Here is an 18293-nt window from a genome sequence, read left to right as displayed (position 1 = left end):
ACGCGCTGACCAGGGTTCTCCCTCGGCGAACCGCGGTTCTCTCTCGGCAGGACCAGGGTTCTCCCTCGGCGCGGTGGGCCGGCTGACCCACCGCCTCACGCGACCGCCCTGACTCCCGCCGCGGCGCGGCGCGCGACGATCGTCCCGACGAGGGAGACGCCGGCGAACGTGAGCATGAGCAGCTGGGCGGACCGGACGAGGTCGGGTGTCCCGAGGTTCACGAGGACGCCGGCGAGGGCGGCGCTCAGCGCCGTCGCGATGAGGAAGACGGTGTTGACCGCGGCCGCGGCCTTGGCACCCTCCTCCTCGCCGACCGTGCTCCCCAGCGCGGCGACCGTCAGGTGCGGGAACCCGAGCCCGATGCCGGCTCCCGCGAGGAAGAGCGTCACGAACCACAGCGCGACGACCGCCCCGGACGGCCCGTCGTGGTGGAGCAGCCCGTACGCGGTGAGCCCCACGGCGACGACGAGCGGGCCGATCGTGATGAGCCCGCGCCGCGCCCGGACTCCCGAGACGTTCGCCGTGACCATCTGGGTCACCGACCATCCCAGCGAGAGGGCGGCGCCGAGCAGTCCTGCGACGAGCGGGCCGAGACCACCGATCTCCTGGCCGAAGAGCGGGATGAAGGCTTCGGTGCCGATCCCGAACGCGAGGACCGCGACGGTGAGGTAGACCCAGCGGAGCGACGACCCGCGCGCGAACGTGACCTGGGGCAGGATGCCGCCGCGCCCGGTCCGGTCGTGGCGCACGAACCACACGCCGAGCGCGACCCCGACGACCAGGCTCACCGCGGTGGCCACGCCGGAGGGCACGATGCTCGCGACGCCCACCGCTCCGACGGCGATCGCGAGCAGCACGAGCGACGCCCACGGGACCGACTCGCTGGAGCGCCTCCGGGCCGTCCGCGGCATCGAGCGGACGACGAGCACGCAGACGAGCGTCGCCACGACCGCAAGACTGACGAACGCGGCCCGCCAGGCTCCGAGCTGCCCGAACCCGCCGCCGACGACGGGACCGACGATGTTCCCGACGCCCCACATCGCCGACACGAGAGCCGCAGCCCGGGCCCAGAGCCGCTCGGGCAGCGCCCGCTGGATCAGGGCGTACCCGAGGCCGGCGAGCAGTCCTCCACCGAGTCCTTGGACCGTACGGCCGAGCAGCAGGACGAGCATCGACGGGCTGGCCGCGCACAGCAGCGACCCCAGCGCGAACAGCCCGAGCGCGAGCAGGTACGCCCGGACGGCGCCCTGCTGCGTGAGGACCCTGCTGACGAGCATGGAGGTGACGACGGACGCCAGCAGGAAGGTCGTCATCGTCCAGGCGTAGAACTCGGCTCCTCCGATCTCCCCGACGATGGTCGGGAGCAGGCTCGTCGTGAGGTAGACGTTGCTCGCCTCCAGCAGGACGCCGCCCGCGAGCACGGCCGCGACGGGGGCGTGGCGCCCGCCCAGCAGCTCGCGCCACGTGCCTGCCGTCCCCGTGTCCTGCCGTTCCTGCTCGGTCTGGGTCATCTCGGGCCGTCCTCTCGCCACGTCCGGTCGGGGCGTACGCCCCCTGCGGGCGCCCCGGTGGACGACCCGCCGCGACGCTAATACCTCGAGTAAACTTGAGGTCAAGGGAGGTGTCGATGTCGCTGGAACCCGACGATCTCCTCGCCGTCGGCGAGGTCGCGCACCGTACGGGCGTCGCCGTGTCGGCGCTGCACTACTACGAGCAGCTCGGCCTCATCGCCTCGACGCGCACGGCCGGCAACCAGCGCCGCTACCCCCGGCACATGCTCCGGCGCATCTCGCTCATCGTCGTCGCGAAGCGGCTCGGCATCCCCCTCGCCGACGTCCAGGAGGTCTTCACCAGCCTCCCGCTGGACCACCCGCCCTCGCAGCGCGACTGGAGGCGCGTGGCCAAGCTCTGGAACGACGAGCTCGAGCTGCGCCGCACCCAGATCGACCACCTGCAGCGCGAGCTGACCGGCTGCATCGGCTGCGGCTGCCTCTCGCTCAAGGCGTGCCGGCTGCTCAACCCCGAGGACGCCCTCGGGTCGGACGGCCCCGGTCCCCGGCGCATCTGAGCGGCGCGAGCGCACCCTCCGGCGTCCCCGCCGCTACGCTCCGCCGACATGGGCGGCCGTCGCTGCGACCGACACGCCGTCTACGCGCCCAGCAGGTCCCGGAGCCTCGCTGCCAGCCACTCGGGTCGGCGCAACGGGATGTCGTGCCCGGCGCCCTCGACGACCTCGTGGCTGCTGCCCGGGATCGCCTCGGTCCATGCTCGCGCGGACGCCGTGACGACCGCCTTCTCCCGGCTGCCCGTGAGCACCAGGGCCCGGCCCGGGAACGTGCGCAGCCCGGCGGGCACGGTGAAGCGGATGTTCTCCCCGACGGCGTCGAGGAGCGTCCGCCTCGAGAGGGTTGCCGACGTGCGCAGGTAGTCGTCGAGGAGGTGGTCCGGGACGGAGAGCTCCTTGGCCTGCAGCCGGGCGAACCCCTCCCGCCGCGCGAGCCCGGCGGTCGACGCGAGGAGCGCGAGGGTGAGCCGCGGCGCCGGTGTCGGCGTGGCCTGGCCGCTGACCAGGACGAGCCGGTCGACCAGGTCCGGCCGTCGCGCCGCGAGCAGCGCCCCGAGCTGGGCGCCGAGCGAGAACCCGACGACCGTGATCGGCCCCGCGCCCGCCCGCTCCTCGACCAGGGAATCCAGCTCGTCGACGACGTGGTCGTGCGACCCGTACGGCTCGTCGGCGCTGTGGTCGTGACCGGGCAGGTCGGGGACGAGGAGCCGCAGCTCACCGTCGAGCTCCGCCCGCAGCGGCTCCCACATCCAGCCCGCGACCCCGCCCCCGTGCAGCAGCAGGACGGTGGGGGCGGCAGCGGCGTCGACGTCCAGCACGTACACGAGGGCCTCGCTCTCAGCAGTCACGGTCAGACACCAGTCGCGGTCGAACACCCGATATGACCGGTTTCGCCGTCATCGCCTCAACGTACCCGACGTACCCGCCCTCACCCGCGCCGGCTGCGAGCCTCCCACGTCTCGGTCGCGACGCGCTGGGCGTCGCGGAGCGCACGCGCCGGGTCGACCCCCTTGGGGCAGACCTGGGTGCACGCCCCGACCTGGATGCACGGCCAGGCGCCGAACTCGGTGTCCAGGACGTCGGCCCGGTCCAGCTCGCCCGCGTCGCGCGAGTCCTCGTCCCACCGGCGCGCGGTCGCGACGACGGCCGGGCCGAGGAAGTCCGGTGCCGGATCGAGCTGAGGGCACGCCGCGTAGCAGAGCATGCAGTCGATGCACTCGGCGAAGCCCTTGAACGCGGCGAGCTCGCCGGGCGTCTGCAGGCTGCCCGACGACGGCCCGTGCGCCCGCAGCGCGTCCTCGCCCCGGTCCGGGGCCGGGTCCTCCGCAGGCGCGTCGACGAGCGGGAGCCGCGTCGCGCCGTCGGGCACGAGCCAGGGCTGCACGGCGGCGAGCTTGCCGAGGAACGTGTCGGTGTCGACGACGAGGTCGCGCAGCACCTCGGCGTGCGCGAGCGGCTCGACGACGAGGCCGGACGTGCGGTAGCCGCGCACGAACGTCTCGCACCCGAGCACCGGGCGGCCGTTGACCATGACGCCGCAGCTCCCGCAGACGGCCATCTTGCACGACCACCGGAACGTCAGCGTGGGGTCGGCGTGGTCCTTGACCCACTGGAGCGCGTCGAGCACCGAGGTGCGGTCGTCGTAGGGGACGTCGAACACGTCGCGCCGCCCGGCGTCCGCGCCGTCGGGCGAGGTCCGCGCGACCTCCACCCGCACCGTCGGTACCTCCACCAACAGCTCTTCCTCGCTCACAACCCCGCCCCCTCGTCCGCCGAGAACGACATGGGGGTCGTTATCGGTCTCTTTCCGACCCTTATGTCGTGCTCGGCGCCCACGGGGACGTGCGCCACCTCGATCGTTCCGCCCGCGTCCAGCCGGACCTCCGAGTGGCGCGGCACGTCGTCGACGTCCGGGAAGTCGAGGCGCTGGTGCGCTCCGCGGGACTCCTCGCGCGCGAGCGCGGCGGCGACGGTCGCGTGCGCGACGAGCAGGGTCGCGCCGAGCTCGACGGTCGTCGCCCAGTCGGTGTTGAGCACGGCGCTCGTGTCGGCGACGCGCACGTCGGCGTACCGCGCGCGCAGGTCCTCGACCGTCGCGAGCGCCCGTCGCAGCCCGTCGGCGTCGCGGTAGATCCCGGCGTCGGCGTCGAGCACGCGCCCGAGCTCGGCCCGGATCGCGGCGGACGGCTCGGTGCCGCGGCCGCGCATCGCGAGGTACCGGTCGGCGATCTCGGCGGCGCGGTCGACGACCTCGCCGTCCGCCGACGCGGGACCGACGCCGGCCCCCGCGCCCGCCGCGCCGCCGTCCGCCCCGGGGTGCCCGGCCGCGCGCGACCACGCGAGCGCCGCCTCGCCCGCCGCACGCCCGACGACGAGGGTCTCGACGAGCGAGTTGGACCCGAGCCGGTTGGCGCCGTGCAGCCCGGTGGAGGCGCACTCCCCCGCGGCGAACAGCCCCGCGACGCCGGTCGCGCCGCGAGCGTCGGTGCGGATGCCGCCCATCGTGTAGTGCGCCGTCGGGCGGACGGGCACGGGCTCGGTCGCGGGGTCGACGCCAGCAAACTGCTTGGCGAGGCCGGTGACGAGCGGCAGCCGCTCGGCGAGGCGCTCCTTGCCGAGGTGGCGCAGGTCGAGCAGGACGACGCCGCCGTCGGGCGTCGGGATCGTGCGCCCGTCGCGGTCGGCGTGCCAGAACGCCTGCGAGAGCCGGTCGCGCGGCCCGAGCTCCATGGTGCGCGGCACGGGCGCCCCGACCGGCGTCTCCGGGCCGAGGCCGTAGTCGGCGAGGTAGCGCCGGCCGTCGGCGTCGAGCAGCACGCCACCCTCGCCCCGGGCGGCCTCGGTGAGCAGGATGCCGCTCCCCGGCAGACCGGTCGGGTGGAACTGGAGGAACTCCATGTCCCGCAGCGGCACGCCCGCGCGCAGCGCCATCGCGGTCCCGTCGCCCGTGCAGATGCCCGCGTTCGTGCTGGTCCCCCACGCGCGCGCCGAGCCGCCCGTCGCGAGGACCACCGCGGGCGCCTCGATCAGCAGCGGCTCCCCGCGGTGCTGGTCGTGCACGACGACGCCGCGCACCCGCGCGTCCGGCCCGCCCGCGTCGTCGACCACCAGGTCGAGCACGTGGTGCTCGTCGTACCGGCGGACGGGACCGTCCACGCCCGAGTACCGCAGCGACGTCTGGAACAGGGTGTGGAGCAGGTGGAAGCCGGTCTTGTCGGCCGCGAACCACGTGCGCGCGCGGCTCATGCCGCCGAACCGGCGCACGGCCACGTCGCCGTCGTCCGTGCGCGACCACGGCAGGCCCCACCGCTCCAGCCGGTACAGCTCACCCGCGGCGCGCTCGACGACGAACCGGACGGCGTCGTCCTCGCACAGTCCCGCGCCCCCGGCGAGGGTGTCGGCGACGTGCTGCTCGAGCGAGTCGTCGTCGCCCACCACGCCCGCGGCCCCGCCCTCCGCGGCGACGGTGTGCGAGCGCATCGGGTACACCTTGGAGACGAGCGCGACGACGGGCGCGCGACGGTCCTCCCGGGCCGCGGCCTCCGCGACCGCGAGCGCCGCACTGAGACCTGCACCACCGCCGCCCACGACGACGACGTCGGCGCGCTCGACGCGCAGGGCGGTCACGCGCGCCCCCACGGGGCGGCCGTCGCGGGGCGAACACGCAGGTCCGCGCACGCGGGACGGGTCGGGGAGAGGAAGCGCCGAGGCATAGGGGAAGGGTCCTCGCGCTCCGGCCCTGGCGCAACAGGCGAAGGTCCCGGACGTCCGCGCCGTCTCATGGGCACCGCTCCCCATCGAGGCGGGCGTTCGTCTGTGGGTAAGGTCCGTCCGGCACCTCTCCCCGAACACCCGGAGCTCACCATGCGTCCCGTCCGTTCCGCCGCACGACTGACCGTCGCCGCCGCGCTCGCGCTCGGCCTCACCGCGTGCACCATCAACGTCGGCGGCGGCACGCCCGAGACGCCGACGCCGGACGAGACGTCCGCCGAGGAGACCGCGCCCGTCGAGGACGCGGAGGAGGTCGACGACGCCGCGGCCGAGGAGACCGGCACGAGCGGCGAGCTGCCCGACTGGGCGAACCCCGTCACGAACCCGGGCGAGCAGATCTCGACCTTCACCATCGGCGACGTGCGCGTCGACGTCTACCAGGTGGGCGTCACGCAGGCGACGAAGGACGGCCTGTTCGTCGACCCGGAGAACAACCTGCCGATCATCGCCGAGGGCGACGACATCGTCTTCGTCAACTACGTCATCACGAACGAGGGCGCGCCGATCGACCTCGGCTCGAGCCTCGTGAGCATCGACGAGCGCTACGACGACTGGCCCTACATGCAGGGCATGGACACCATCGTCGACGACGACCTGTACGAGGCGCAGGGCGTGAACGACGACGGCATGGCGCCGGGCGCGTACCGCGAGCCGACCGTGTACACGTTCGGCACCGGCCAGTCCTACTCGTACGCGACGAACTTCCGCTACCAGTCGGGCTCGCCCATCACGTTCGACGGCACGATCGTCCCGGTCGACGCCGAGGGCGAGCTGCTGCACGACGAGCGCATGGAGGGCGAGGGCACCGGCACCATCTCCTGACCTTCGCCGGGCCTCGCGGCCCGCGGCCGCGCGCGAGCGCCCCGGTCCCTCGGGACCGGGGCGCTCCGTCGTCTCACCGGCGAGCATCGCACCGCCGCCGAGCGTCGCCTCACCGCCGCGTGAGGTCCGCGTAGCCCGGATGGCGCTCGATGTAGGCGCGGATGAACGGGCACAGCGGGACGACGCGCTCCCCCGACGCGCGGACCTGGTCGAGCGCGCCGACGGCGAGCGCGGAGCCGACGCCCTGGCCCTCGAACGCCGGGTCGACCTCGGTGTGCGTGAAGATCACCTTCCCGGGCTCGCGGACGTACGCGGCGAACCCGGCGACGACGCCGTCGTCGGTGCGGGCCTCGAAGCGGTCGCCCTCGTCGGTGACGGTGACGGTCGTGGTGCGGGGTGCGGGGCTGTCGGTCATGGCGACCATCGTCGCCGCCGCACGGTCGTCGGACAACCGGCGGCGGGCGGCCGTCGGACGACCGGCGACCCGCGCGCCGGACGCCGAGCGAGACCGTCGTCACGCGCCTCACAGCGCCAATTCACTACCGGGCGGACGGCTTCCGGGTGCGACACTGAGACGGTGGTCCAGGACTCCCCGTCGCGCGCTGACGATCCCGAGCACCCCGAGCACCGGCGGGACGACCTGACGACCGACGAGACGGCGTCGTGCACCCCGCCCGAGGCGCCCGCACGCGCCCCGCGCAACCCCTACCGCGCCGTGCTCGCGCTGCCCGGCGCGTGGCGGTTCTCCGCCGCGGCGCTCGTCGCGCGCCTGCCGATGTCGATGGTCGGCATCGGCACGATCCTCATGATCCAGGGCATCTACGGCGAGTACGCGCTCGCCGGCCGCGTCGCGGCGGCGCTCGTCGTCGCGCAGGCGATCGTGTCGCCGCAGATCGCGCGGCTGGTCGACCGGACCGGCCAGCGCGTCGTCATGCTGCCGATGCTCGCGACCGCGACGGTCGGACTCGGCGGGCTCGTCCTGTGCGCGGTGCTGCGCGCGCCCGAGTGGACGCTCTACGCGTTCGCGGCGCTCGCGGGCGCGACGCAGGGGTCGTACGGGTCGATGGTCCGCGCGCGCTGGACCCACACGGTGCCCGACGCGCGGCGCCTGCACACCGCCTACTCGCTCGAGTCGGCGCTCGACGAGCTCGTGTTCGTCGTCGGCCCGGTGCTCGCGACCGTGCTCGCGACGAGCGTGTCGCCGTCCGCGGGGCTGCTCGTGCCGCTCGTCGCGGCCGTCGCCGGCGGGCTCTGGTTCCTGTCGCAGCGCGCGACCGAGCCGCCGGTCGTGGTCCCGGAGCCCGGCGTGAAGCAGCGCTCCGCGATGCGGTCGGCCGGGATGATCGTGCTCGCCGTGATCTTCGTCGCGATGGGCATCGTGTTCGGCGCGACCGACGTGTCGACCATCGCGTTCGCCGAGGAGCAGGGGCAGAAGGGCGCCGCCGGGCTGATCCTCGCCGTCTTCGCCATGGGCTCGCTCATCTCCGGCCTCGTGTACGGCGCGCGCCACTGGGTGTCGCCGCTGTGGCGCCGGTTCGTCATCGGGATCGTCGCGCTCGCCGCGGGCGTCTCCCTGTTCTTCTTCGTCACCTCGATCCCGGTGCTCGCGGCGGTGATGTTCGTGACCGGGTTCGCCATCGCGCCGACGCTCATCAACGGCAACAACCTCGTCCAGAACCTCGTCGCGCCGAACCAGCTCACCGAGGGCCTCGCGTGGGTCGGCACGTCGCTCGGCGTGGGCGTGTCGATCGGGTCGTCCGTCGCCGGGTCGCGCATCGACGCGGGCGGCGCGCACGCCGGGTTCGAGGTCGTCGTCGCGGCCGCGGCGCTCGCCGTCGTGCTCGTGCTCGCCGCGCTCCGGTCGCTGCGCCGCAGCGCGGACCGCGAGGACGTCGCGCCGGCCCACTGACGCCCCGGCGCACCGTCCCCAAGCGGTCGAGTGCCGCCGAACCCGGGGTTCCGCGGCACCCGACCGCTCCGGTGACACGCGATCCCGGGTTCGGCGGGGTGTCGTCAGGCCCGGTCCGTGTCCGAGAGGTGGGCGCGCTCGCCCTCCTGGTCGAAGATCGTGAGGATCTCGACCGGGCCGTCGTGCGCGCCGAACGAGTGCGGCACCATCGTCGAGAACTCGGCCGCCTGGCCCTCCTGCACGAGGATCCTGCGGTCGGCGAGGTAGACGACGGCCGTCCCGGACAGGACCGTGAACCACTCGTGACCCGGGTGGACGCGCTGGTGCTCCGGGCCGACGGCACGCTCGGGCGTCAGGCGCATCTTCGCGACCATCGTCCCCGGCCGGTCGCGGGAGAGCAGCCACGTGGTCTCCCCCGGGCGGCGCTGCGGCTCGGGCCGGATGACCACGTCCTCGTCGTCGACCGGCTCGACGAGCTGGTCGAGCGTCGTGCCGAGCGCGCGGGCGATCGGCACGAGCTGGTCGAGCGCGATGCGCCGGTGCCCGGTCTCGATCCGGCTGAGCGTCGACGGGCTGAGGAAGCACCGCGCCGCGAGCGCGTCCAGGGTCCAGCCGCGCGCGAGGCGCAGCCCGCGGATGCGCTGGCGGACGACGGCGTCGAGGTCGACTTCTTGCGTCATGAGCAAGACCCTATGCCTCCGGCGCAGACCCGTCCTACCGTGGAGTCATGGACTCCCCCGAGCGCGACCACCGTCACGGCCACGGCCACGGGCCACATCGTGGGCACGACCACGCGCACGACCACGCCCCGCACGGGCACGACGCCGACGGGTTGGCCGAGCTGCTCGAGCTCGACGCGTCCGTGTTCGGCGGGCTCCTCGACCAGGCCGTCGCGGTCGCCGTCTCGCACGCGCCGGACCCCACGCGCACCGTCGTCGACCTCGGCGCCGGGACCGGCACCGGGACGCGCGCCCTCGCCCGCGCGTTCCCCGACGCGGAGGTCGTCTCCGTGGACGCGGACCCCGCGATGCTCGGACGGCTGCGCGACGGCCTCGCCGGCACCGGGCTCGAGGCACGCGTGCGCACCGTCGAGGCCGACCTCGACACCGGGTGGCCGGACGTCGGCACCGCCGACGTCGTGTGGGCGTCCGCGTCGCTGCACCACGTCGCGGACCCGGCGCGCGTCCTGCGCGACGCCCACGACGCGCTCGCGCCCGGGGGTCTGCTCGTCGTCGTCGAGATGACGGCGACGTCGCCCGTCCTGCCCGACGACCCGGCGCACGCCGACCTCGCCGCGCACCTCGAGAGCGCCGTGGCGCAGGCCGGCTGGAACCGCTACCCCGACTGGACGCCCTACCTGACCGACGCCGGGCTGGAGGTCGTCGACCGGCGCGAGCCGACCGCCGTCGTGCCGCCGGGACCGGACGCGTCCCGCTGGGCGCACGCGACCGCGGCGCGCCAGCGCGAGCACCTCGCGGAGCACCTCGATCCCGCCGACCTCGCCGCGCTCGACGCGGTGCTCGCGGCGACGGCGCCCGACGAGACCGACCCCGCGCCCACGCACACCGTCGGCGCCCGCGGCGGCCGCATCGTCTGGGCGGCCCGCCGTCCCCGCTGAGCGCACGAGAACGTCGCCGCCCGGGCCGATGCTCGCGACGATCTCACGCACCCAGCAGTGATACCCGTCCCTGTGCTGAGGAGAGCCATGACCACCACCACCCAGAACACCGTCCACGACGTCGCGATCGTCGGCGGCGGGCCTGCCGGACTGAGCGCCGCGGTGACGCTCGCGCGGTCGCTGCGCTCCGTCGTCGTGCTCGACGCCGGCGAGCCGCGCAACGCGCCCGCGGAGGGCGCGCACAACCTGCTCGGGCGCGAGGGCGTCCCCCCGCGCGAGCTGCTCGCCGCGGGTCGCGCCGAGGCCGAGGGCTACGGCGCCGAGGTCCGCGCCGCGCGCGTCGCCCACGCGAGCGGCGACGTCGAGTCCGGCTTCACGCTCACGCTCGACGACGGCGGGACGGTCCGCGCGCGCCGCGTGCTGCTCGCGACCGGCCTCGTCGACGAGCTGCCCGACGTGCCGGGCGTGCGGGAGGGCTGGGGCGCGACCGTGCTGCACTGCCCGTTCTGCCACGGCTGGGAGGTGCGCGGGCAGCGGATCGCGGTCCTCGCGACGGGCCCGGCGGCGGCCCACCAGGTGCTGCTGTTCCGCCAGCTCACGCCGCACGTCACGCTCTTCCAGCACACCGCCCCCGAGCCCGACGACGCCACGTGGGAGCAGCTCTCGGCGCTCGGCGTGCGCGTGGTCGAGGGCGAGGTCGAGCGGCTCGACGTCGAGGGTCGGGCCGTGCGGTCGGTCGTCCTCGCGGACGGGACGTCGTTCGCGGTGGACGCGGTCGTCGTCGGGCCGCGGTTCGTCGCGCGCGGCGAGCTGTTCGAGCAGCTCGGCGGGACGCTCGAGGACCACCCGGCGGGCCGGTTCGTGCCCGCGGACCCGCGGGGCATGACCGCCGTCCCCGGCGTCTGGGCGGCCGGGAACTCGAGCGACCTCATGGCCCAGGTCGGCGCGTCGGCGGCGGCCGGCGTCATGGCGGGCGCGGGAATCCACGGCGAGCTCGCCGTCGCCGACGCCGCGTCGGCGGTCGCACGCCGCCGCACCCCGTCCGTGGCGGCCCGCCCCTGACACCGAGCCCGTGCTTCCCGTTCACCACAGCACGCCGAACCCGGGGTCGCGCGTCACCTGGCGCCGCCGGTGACGCGCAACCCCGGGTTCGGGACACGTCGTGGCGTGCACCGTGACGCACGAGACGTCGGCTCGCGCTGCGGCCCGCGCGGGCCCGGCGCACGATGGGAGACGACCCCAGCCCAGCCGTGGAGGTACGTCATGCCGTTCGGAATCGGTCGCTCCCCCGTCGACAAGCGCAGCCGGACTGTCGCGGACCTGCTCGTCGCACAGCTCATCGAGGCGGGGGTGCGGCGGATCTACGGCATCGTCGGCGACAGCCTCAACCCCGTGGTCGACGCGGTGCACCGGTCCAACACGGGCGAGAACGCGGGCAAGGGCATCGAGTGGATCCACGTGCGCCACGAGGAGGCGGCGGCGTTCGCGGCGGCCGCCGAGGCCGAGGTCACGGGCAGCCTCGCGGTGTGCGCGGGGTCGTGCGGGCCGGGCAACCTGCACCTCATCAACGGCCTGTACGACGCCAACCGGTCGCGCGTGCCCGTGCTCGCCATCGCGAGCCACATCCCGAGCAAGCAGATCGGCACCGGGTTCTTCCAGGAGACCCACCCGGACCGCCTGTTCACCGAGTGCTCCGTCTACTCGGAGATGATCTCGAGCGCCGACCAGGCCCCGCGCGTCATCAACTCCGCGATCCACCACGCCTACGGCGCGCGCGGCGTCTCCGTCCTCACGCTCCCCGGCGACGTCGCCGACCTCGACGCTCCCGCCGCCGTGCCCGACGTCGCGTGCCGGCCCGCGCCCCCGCGCGTCGTCCCGGACGCGGGCGCCGTCCAGCAGCTCGCGGACGCGATCGGTGCCGCGAAGAAGGTGACGATCTTCGCCGGCGCGGGCGTGCGCGGCGCGCACGACGACGTCATCGCGCTCGCGGACAAGATCGCCGCGCCCGTGGGCCACTCGCTGCGCGGCAAGGAGTTCATCCAGTACGACAACCCGTTCGACGTCGGCATGTCCGGCCTGCTCGGCTACGGCGCCGCGTTCGACGCGATGCACGACTGCGACCTGCTGATCCTGCTCGGCACGGACTTCCCGTACGACCAGTTCCTGCCCGAGTCGGTCCGCACGGCCCAGGTCGACGTCGACCCGACGCACCTCGGACGCCGCACCCGCCTGGACCTCGCGGTCGTGGGCGACGTCGGCGAGACGGTGCGCGCGCTCCTGCCGCTCGTGAAGAAGGCGCGGTCCCGGAAGTTCCTGGACTCGATGGTCGCCAAGCACGAGAAGGCGATGACCGGCGTCGTCGGGGCGTACACGAAGAAGGTCGAGCGCACGACGCCGATCCACCCCGAGTTCGTCGCGGACACGCTCGACCAGGTGGCCTCCGACGACGCCGTGTTCACCGTCGACACGGGCATGTGCAACGTCTGGGCCGCCCGGTACATCACGCCCAACGGGAGGCGGCGCGTCATCGGGTCGTTCATCCACGGGTCGATGGCGAACGCGCTCCCCCACGCGATCGGTGTCGCGGCTTCGCAGCCCGGCCGGCAGGTCGTCGCCATGGCCGGCGACGGCGGGCTCTCGATGCTGCTCGGCGAGCTCGTGACGCTCAAGCACTACGACCTGCCGGTCAAGGTCGTCCTGTTCGACAACGCGAGCCTGGGCATGGTGCGCCTCGAGATGCTCGTCGACGGGCTGCCGATGTTCGGCACCGAGTCGCCCCAGGTCGACTACGCCGCCGTCGCGAACGCGATCGGCATCCCGGCGGTGCGCGTCGAGAAGCCGAAGGACCTGCGCCGCGCGCTCCAGGAGGCGCTGCACCGGCCGGGACCGGCGCTCGTCGACGTCGTCACGGACCCGCGTGCGCTCTCGATCCCGCCGAACATCACCGCGGGCCAGGTGCGCGGGTTCGCGGTCGCGATGAGCAAGGAGATCCTCGGCGGCGGCATGGGCGAGGTCGTGTCGATGGCGCGCGCGAACCTGCGCAACGTGCCGCGCCCGTGACGGACGAGCCGACCCTCGCCGACGTCCGCGTCACCGCCCGGGAGGTCTTCGGCTACCGCGACCTGCGCCCCGGGCAGCGCGAGGCGATCGCCGCCCTCCTCGACGGCCGCGACGTCCTGCTCGTCCTGCCGACCGGTGCCGGCAAGTCGGCGGTCTACCAGGTCCCTGGGCTCGAGCTGCCCGGGCCCACGCTCGTCGTCTCGCCGCTCATCGCGCTCCAGCAGGACCAGGTGCGGTCGCTGCTCGAGCTCGGCGACGACGACGCCCGGGCCGCGGCCGTGAGCTCCGCCGTGCCCGCCGCCGAGCGCCGCGCCGCGCTCGAGGCCGCCGCCGCGGGCGAGCTCGAGTTCCTGTTCCTCTCGCCCGAGCAGCTCGCCAACGACGAGGTCCTCGACGCGGTCCGCGCGGCCCGACCGAGCCTCGTCGCCGTCGACGAGGCGCACTGCGTCTCGACCTGGGGGCACGACTTCCGGCCCGAGTACCTCCGGGTGGGCGAGCGCCTCGACACCCTGGACCCCAGGCCGCCCGTGCTCGCGCTCACCGCGACGGCGTCCCCGCCCGTGCGCGAGGACGTGGCCGAGCGCCTGCACCTGCGCGACGCCGCGGTGATCGTCCGCGGGTTCGCCCGCCCGGGGATCGCGCTCGAGGTCGTGCGGGCCGTCGAGGCGGACGACAAGGACCGCGCTGTCGTCGAGCGCGTGCGTGCCGAGGCCGAGCACGGCGTCGGGATCGTCTACGTCGCCACGCGGCGCCGCACCACCGAGGTCGCCGACGCGCTCGCGCGGGCGGGCCTGCGCACCGCCGCGTACCACGGCGGCCTGCGGCGGGCCGAGCGCGACGAGGCCCAGCGGCGCTTCACCGAGGACGAGGTGGACGTCGTCGTCGCGACGTCCGCGTTCGGCATGGGCATCGACAAGCCCGACGTGCGGTTCGTCGTGCACGCGGACGTCCCCGGCTCCCCGGACTCCTACTACCAGGAGGTGGGTCGTGCCGGCCGCGACGGCGACCCCGCCGTCGCGGTGCTGTTCTACCGCCCGGAGGACCTGGGCCTCCAGCGCTACTTCGCGGTGAGCGTGCCCGACCGCGACGACCTGCGCGAGGTCGCTCGGGCCCTGGGCCGAGCCGGTGCGGAGGCCCCCGCGTCGGGGCCCGCGGGCGGCGGCCGGGCGCGGCTCCCCCGGCGCCTCGCGCGCCTGCGGGCGCTCGTCGAGGACGCGCGGGCGCTCGCCGGTGACGACGCGCGCCCGGCCGCGGTGGCCGACACCGCGCGGAACCTCGCCGAGGCCCGGCGCCGGGTCGACGACTCGCGCCTGCAGATGATGCGCGCGTACGCCGAGACGACGCAGTGCCGCCGCCAGTTCCTGCTCGCCTACCTCGGGGAGGACCTGCCCGAGCCGTGCGGCCGCTGCGACGCCTGCTGGTCCGGCACCGCCGCCGAGCGGTCGGCCGACGACCACGCCGCACCCTGGTCGACCGGCACGACGGTGCAGCACCCGGAGTTCGGCGCCGGGACGGTCATGGGGTACGAGGGCGACGACCGGGTCACGGTCCTGTTCGAGACCCACGGGTACCGGACGCTGAGCCTCGACGCCGTGGCCGAGCAGGATCTCCTCACCCCGTCCTGACCGCCCCGGGACGGGGCGTCCGCACCGGTAGCATCGCCGCGTGCTCACCAAGGCGTCGGTCACGCAGGACCAGGTCGCGGCCGTCGTGGCGCCGCTCGGCGAGGCCGTCCGCGTCGAGCCGCTGAGCGGCGGGATGTTCGCCAGCGTGCTCGCGGTGGACCTCGCCCCGCACCCGGACGGGGGCGGGCCCGACGGCGTCCCCGCGCGCGTCGTCGTCAAGGTCACCGGGGCGGACACGTCGCGGCTGCTGCGCTACGAGCACGGGATCCTCACCACGGAGGACGCCGCCTACCGGGCCGCGCACGCGGCCGGGCTGCCCGTCCCGCGCGTGCTGCACGCCGACCTCACGCGCGCGCACGTGGACGGCGACGCGCTCGTCGTCACGTTCCTCGACGGCACCCTGTGGAGCGGTCGCGAGCTCGATGCCGCGGCGACCGCCGTCGTGCGCCGGGGGCTCGGGTCGTTCATGTCGCGCCTGCACCGGATCACGGGCGACCGGTTCGGCTATCCGGCCCGGGTCTCGGACCTCGCCGCGGCCATCTGGCCCGACGCCTTCGCCCGCATGGTCGGGGCCGCGCTCGACGACGCGCGTCGGTGGGGCGTGGACCTCCCCGAGGCCCGGGTGCTCGACGCCGTCGCGCGCCACCGCGACCTGCTCGCCCGCGTGACGGTCCCCCGGCTCGTGCACGCGGACCTCTGGCCCGGGAACGTGCTGCTCGGGCGCGCCGACGACGGTCCGCAGAACGCCGACGACACCGACGACCTCGCGATCGTCGGGGTGCTCGACGCGGAGCGGTCGCTGTGGGGCGACCCGCTCTTCGAGCTCGCGGGGGCGGACCAGCTCGGCGCCGGGGCCGTCGACCCCGACCTCCTCGCGGGCTACGCCGCCGCGGGCGGCGACCTCGGCCTGGGCGACGGCACCCCGGGGTCGGGCGACGCCGACGCGTGGACGCGGCTGCGCCTGTACCGGGCGTACCTCGCGTGCCTGCTCGTCGTCGAGGTCGTGCCGCGCGGCTACGAGGGCGACTGGGTCGAGGGGTACGCCGGCACGGCGCGCGCGAACCTGCTGCGGATGCTGGACGAGCTCGGCTCCTGACCGCGTCCGTCGTACCTGGGGAGTGCTCCCCATGCCCGGACGCCTCGGGCGGGCTCTCGGCACGGTCGGGTCACGATAGGGTGTGCGTACGTTCACGACAACTCCACACGCCACGTCAACACGACGGTCCGCACGGCCGTCCGCACGGCCGTCCGCACGGCACCGACACACGCACGGCCGCCCGCCGCAGCAAGGGGACCTCGCATGATCGCGTTCATCGTCATCGGCATCGCCGGACTCGCCCTCCTGCTCCTCTCGCTGCTCGTCGGCGAGATCGTCGACCTGGGTGACGGCGCGGTGTCCGGGACGACGCTCGGCGTGGGTGGCGTGGTCTTCGGCGCCGTCGGCGTGATCGTGGCCTCCAACGACCTGCCGACGTGGCTCGCGTACGTGGGGTCGCTCGTCGTGGCGCTGGTCGTCATGGTGCTCGTGCAGGCCCTGGTCAAGCACCTGCGGGAGTCGGAGGACGGCGTGCCCACGTCCCTCGTCGGCGTGCAGGGGACCGCGACGACCGCGATCGACCCGTCCCGCGGCGAGGTCTCGCTGGACGCCGTGCACGAGCTCGAGCGCCGCCTCGCCTGGGCGGACGAGCCCATCCCGGAGGGCGCGCGCGTCGTCGTGCTCGAGCAGTCCGGGAGCCGCGTGCGCGTCCAGCGCCACTACCCCAACGACTGACCGCACGGCCGACCCGACCGGCGACGCCGCCCCGCGCCGTCGGCGGGTGCCGCGCACCGCACCACCGGCCGGACCGGCCGGGCTCGACCCCGACCGGCCCGTCCCGCACCGCCGCACGCCCTGACCTGCACGCACCCACGGAAGGAGACGCGCCCCGGCGCGGACCATGTTCGACGACACGAACCTCATCACGACCCTGGCGATCGTCGCCCTGGTCATCGCGTTCTTCGCGGTGGTCATCTTCATCAGCAAGCGCATCCGCCGCGTCCCGCCGAACGAGGCCCTGGTCATCGTCGGCCGCGGCGCGGGGCGCAGGGAGGCGGCGGGCAGCGGGCAGAAGGTCGTCGTCGGCGGCCGCACGTTCGTCTGGCCGATCCTCCAGCAGGGCTTCTCCATCTCGCTCGAGCAGCGCCAGATCGGCATCACGGTCGAGGGTGTGGACAAGAACCGCATCAAGATCGCCATCAAGGCGTCCATCAACTTCAAGGTCCGCGGTGACGAGGAGGGCGTGCGCCGCGCGGCCCAGCGCTTCCTCTCCCAGCAGGGCACGCTGACGGAGATCATCAAGGAGTCCCTCGAGGGCTCGCTGCGCTCCATCGTGGGCGACATGACGATCGAGCAGATCATCTCCGACCGCAAGGGCCTGTCCGACCGCGTCGTCGAGTCCACCAAGGCCGACCTCTCGGAGCAGGGCCTCCAGGTCGACCTGCTCAACATCTCCGACATCTCGACGCCGGGCTCGGACTACCTCTCGAACCTGGGTCGCGCCGAGTCGGCCCGTGCCCGCCAGGTCGCCGAGGTCTCCGAGGCCGAGGCGCAGCGTGCCTCGGAGTTCGCCGTCATCGACGCGGCCGAGCAGATCGCCGAGCGCCAGAAGGCGCTCGACCTCAAGCGCGCCGCGATCAAGGCGGACACCGACCGCGCGAACGCCGAGGCCGAGGCCGCGGGCCAGCTCGCGCGCGCCGAGCAGGACCGCCTCGTCGCGCAGCAGGAGCGCGAGGCGCTCGCCGAGCAGGCCCGCGTGACGCAGGAGCGCCTCGACATCGAGATCCGCAAGCCCGCCGAGGCCAAGGCGTACGCCGAGGTCCAGGAGGCGAACGCGCGCCGTGACGCCGCGAACGCCGCGACCGAGGCCGACGCGTACAAGCGCACCGTCATCGCCGAGGCGAACAAGACGGCGGCCATCCAGGACGCCGAGGCGTCCGCGCAGGCCGTGCGCCGCGCCGGTGAGGCCGAGCGCGACCGCCAGGTCGCCCTCGCGGCCGGTATCAAGGCCGAGGGTGAGGCCCGCGCCGCGGCGATCGAGGCCGAGGGTCGCGCCGAGGCCGTGGCGACCGACGCGAAGGCCGACGCGCTCCAGAAGTACGGCGAGGCGGCCCTGGTGCAGGAGCTCATCGAGCGCCTGCCGGAGATCGTGCGCGCCGCGGCCGAGCCGATCGGCAACATCCAGGGCATGACCGTCGTCTCGACCGACGGCGCGTCCGCGGTCACCAAGAACGTCGCGTCGGTCCTGGGCGAGGGCCAGGGCGTCATCAAGCAGCTCACCGGCGTCGACATCAACCAGCTCATCGCGAACCTCGCGGGCACGCAGCTCACGGGCTCGGGCGAGAAGGCGACGAACGGCACCTCGCACTGACCCTGACCGGCTCCCG

16 protein-coding genes are annotated in these 18293 nt (G+C 74.7%); 10 read left to right on the top strand and 6 right to left on the bottom strand.

All coding sequences use genetic code 11. The features are described from left to right. Nucleotides 1–95 precede the first annotated feature (95 nt). Nucleotides 96–1511, bottom strand: a complete 1416-nt coding sequence (locus ACZ402_RS00410) for an MFS transporter (RefSeq protein WP_375823871.1) — start codon at nt 1509–1511, stop codon at nt 96–98. A gap of 116 nt (nt 1512–1627) precedes the next feature. Between ACZ402_RS00410 and soxR the strand changes: the two genes are divergently transcribed. Further along, complete coding sequence (gene soxR / locus ACZ402_RS00405; protein ID WP_024839797.1) at nt 1628–2068, top strand: redox-sensitive transcriptional activator SoxR; 441 nt, start codon at nt 1628–1630, stop codon at nt 2066–2068. 80 nt (nt 2069–2148) lie between these two features. Here soxR and ACZ402_RS00400 read toward each other — a convergent pair whose 3' ends face one another. The 3 genes from ACZ402_RS00400 to ACZ402_RS00390 all read right to left on the bottom strand — a co-directional run bounded on the left by ACZ402_RS00400 (nt 2149) and on the right by ACZ402_RS00390 (nt 5692). Further along, nucleotides 2149–2913 (bottom strand): alpha/beta fold hydrolase, encoded by a 765-nt coding sequence (locus ACZ402_RS00400; RefSeq protein WP_253691297.1) that lies wholly within the window; start codon nt 2911–2913, stop codon nt 2149–2151. 80 nt (nt 2914–2993) lie between these two features. Beyond that, the gene (locus ACZ402_RS00395) at nt 2994–3818 is read right to left on the bottom strand and encodes a 2Fe-2S iron-sulfur cluster-binding protein (RefSeq protein WP_375823872.1); all 825 of its coding nucleotides are present in this window, start codon (nt 3816–3818) and stop codon (nt 2994–2996) included. Further along, on the bottom strand, nt 3815–5692 hold the full coding sequence (locus ACZ402_RS00390; RefSeq protein WP_375823873.1) for an FAD-binding protein: 1878 nt from the start codon (nt 5690–5692) through the stop codon (nt 3815–3817). The genes ACZ402_RS00395 and ACZ402_RS00390 overlap by 4 nt, the downstream gene beginning before the upstream one ends. 237 nt (nt 5693–5929) lie before the next feature. Between ACZ402_RS00390 and ACZ402_RS00385 the strand changes: the two genes are divergently transcribed. Then, nucleotides 5930–6658, top strand: coding sequence for a hypothetical protein (locus ACZ402_RS00385; protein WP_375823874.1), 729 nt, complete (start codon nt 5930–5932; stop codon nt 6656–6658). A 109-nt stretch (nt 6659–6767) separates the two neighbouring features. Here ACZ402_RS00385 and ACZ402_RS00380 read toward each other — a convergent pair whose 3' ends face one another. Next, nucleotides 6768–7073, bottom strand: a complete 306-nt coding sequence (locus ACZ402_RS00380; RefSeq protein WP_375823875.1) for a GNAT family N-acetyltransferase — start codon at nt 7071–7073, stop codon at nt 6768–6770. Nucleotides 7074–7373: 300 nt separating this feature from the next. Here ACZ402_RS00380 and ACZ402_RS00375 point away from each other — a divergent pair, with 300 nt between their 5' ends. Continuing rightward, nucleotides 7374–8567, top strand: coding sequence for an MFS transporter (locus ACZ402_RS00375; RefSeq protein ID WP_375824129.1), 1194 nt, complete (start codon nt 7374–7376; stop codon nt 8565–8567). Nucleotides 8568–8671: 104 nt separating this feature from the next. Here ACZ402_RS00375 and ACZ402_RS00370 read toward each other — a convergent pair whose 3' ends face one another. After that, complete coding sequence (locus ACZ402_RS00370; protein ID WP_375823876.1) at nt 8672–9247, bottom strand: helix-turn-helix domain-containing protein; 576 nt, start codon at nt 9245–9247, stop codon at nt 8672–8674. A gap of 47 nt (nt 9248–9294) precedes the next feature. On the opposite strand from ACZ402_RS00370, the gene ACZ402_RS00365 reads away from it, so the two are divergent. From ACZ402_RS00365 to ACZ402_RS00335, 7 genes are all read left to right on the top strand, one after another. After that, nucleotides 9295–10185: a class I SAM-dependent methyltransferase gene (locus ACZ402_RS00365; protein ID WP_375823877.1), complete on the top strand. Its 891-nt coding sequence runs from the start codon at nt 9295–9297 to the stop codon at nt 10183–10185. An 87-nt stretch (nt 10186–10272) separates the two neighbouring features. After that, the gene (locus ACZ402_RS00360; protein ID WP_375823878.1) at nt 10273–11247 is read left to right on the top strand and encodes an NAD(P)/FAD-dependent oxidoreductase; all 975 of its coding nucleotides are present in this window, start codon (nt 10273–10275) and stop codon (nt 11245–11247) included. Between the two features lie 201 nt (nt 11248–11448). Further along, nucleotides 11449–13245 (top strand): pyruvate dehydrogenase, encoded by a 1797-nt coding sequence (locus tag ACZ402_RS00355; RefSeq protein WP_375823879.1) that lies wholly within the window; start codon nt 11449–11451, stop codon nt 13243–13245. Continuing rightward, nucleotides 13242–14870 (top strand): RecQ family ATP-dependent DNA helicase, encoded by a 1629-nt coding sequence (locus ACZ402_RS00350; RefSeq protein ID WP_375823881.1) that lies wholly within the window; start codon nt 13242–13244, stop codon nt 14868–14870. Before ACZ402_RS00355 ends, ACZ402_RS00350 begins: the two co-directional genes overlap by 4 nt. Before the next feature lie 40 nt (nt 14871–14910). Continuing rightward, on the top strand, nt 14911–15966 hold the full coding sequence (locus ACZ402_RS00345) for a phosphotransferase family protein (protein ID WP_375823883.1): 1056 nt from the start codon (nt 14911–14913) through the stop codon (nt 15964–15966). A 204-nt stretch (nt 15967–16170) separates the two neighbouring features. Beyond that, nucleotides 16171–16641 (top strand): NfeD family protein, encoded by a 471-nt coding sequence (locus ACZ402_RS00340; protein ID WP_375823884.1) that lies wholly within the window; start codon nt 16171–16173, stop codon nt 16639–16641. A 166-nt stretch (nt 16642–16807) separates the two neighbouring features. Beyond that, complete coding sequence (locus tag ACZ402_RS00335) at nt 16808–18277, top strand: flotillin family protein (RefSeq protein ID WP_375823885.1); 1470 nt, start codon at nt 16808–16810, stop codon at nt 18275–18277. Nucleotides 18278–18293: the final 16 nt, after the last annotated feature.

The organism is Cellulosimicrobium sp. NPDC030954 (genome assembly GCF_055571305.1).
Note: the sequence above shows the minus strand (reverse complement) of the source record. Positions and strands in the feature narration are given on the sequence as shown.

Coding starts and splice junctions, on each gene's coding strand:
- ACZ402_RS00410 (WP_375823871.1), bottom strand. CDS start 1,511: ATGACCCAGACCGAGCAGGAACGGCAGGACACGGGGACGGCAGGCACG.
- ACZ402_RS00335 (WP_375823885.1), top strand. CDS start 16,808: ATGTTCGACGACACGAACCTCATCACGACCCTGGCGATCGTCGCCCTG.
- ACZ402_RS00355 (WP_375823879.1), top strand. CDS start 11,449: ATGCCGTTCGGAATCGGTCGCTCCCCCGTCGACAAGCGCAGCCGGACT.
- ACZ402_RS00365 (WP_375823877.1), top strand. CDS start 9,295: ATGGACTCCCCCGAGCGCGACCACCGTCACGGCCACGGCCACGGGCCA.
- soxR (WP_024839797.1), top strand. CDS start 1,628: ATGTCGCTGGAACCCGACGATCTCCTCGCCGTCGGCGAGGTCGCGCAC.
- ACZ402_RS00380 (WP_375823875.1), bottom strand. CDS start 7,073: ATGACCGACAGCCCCGCACCCCGCACCACGACCGTCACCGTCACCGAC.
- ACZ402_RS00340 (WP_375823884.1), top strand. CDS start 16,171: ATGATCGCGTTCATCGTCATCGGCATCGCCGGACTCGCCCTCCTGCTC.
- ACZ402_RS00360 (WP_375823878.1), top strand. CDS start 10,273: ATGACCACCACCACCCAGAACACCGTCCACGACGTCGCGATCGTCGGC.
- ACZ402_RS00385 (WP_375823874.1), top strand. CDS start 5,930: ATGCGTCCCGTCCGTTCCGCCGCACGACTGACCGTCGCCGCCGCGCTC.
- ACZ402_RS00370 (WP_375823876.1), bottom strand. CDS start 9,247: ATGACGCAAGAAGTCGACCTCGACGCCGTCGTCCGCCAGCGCATCCGC.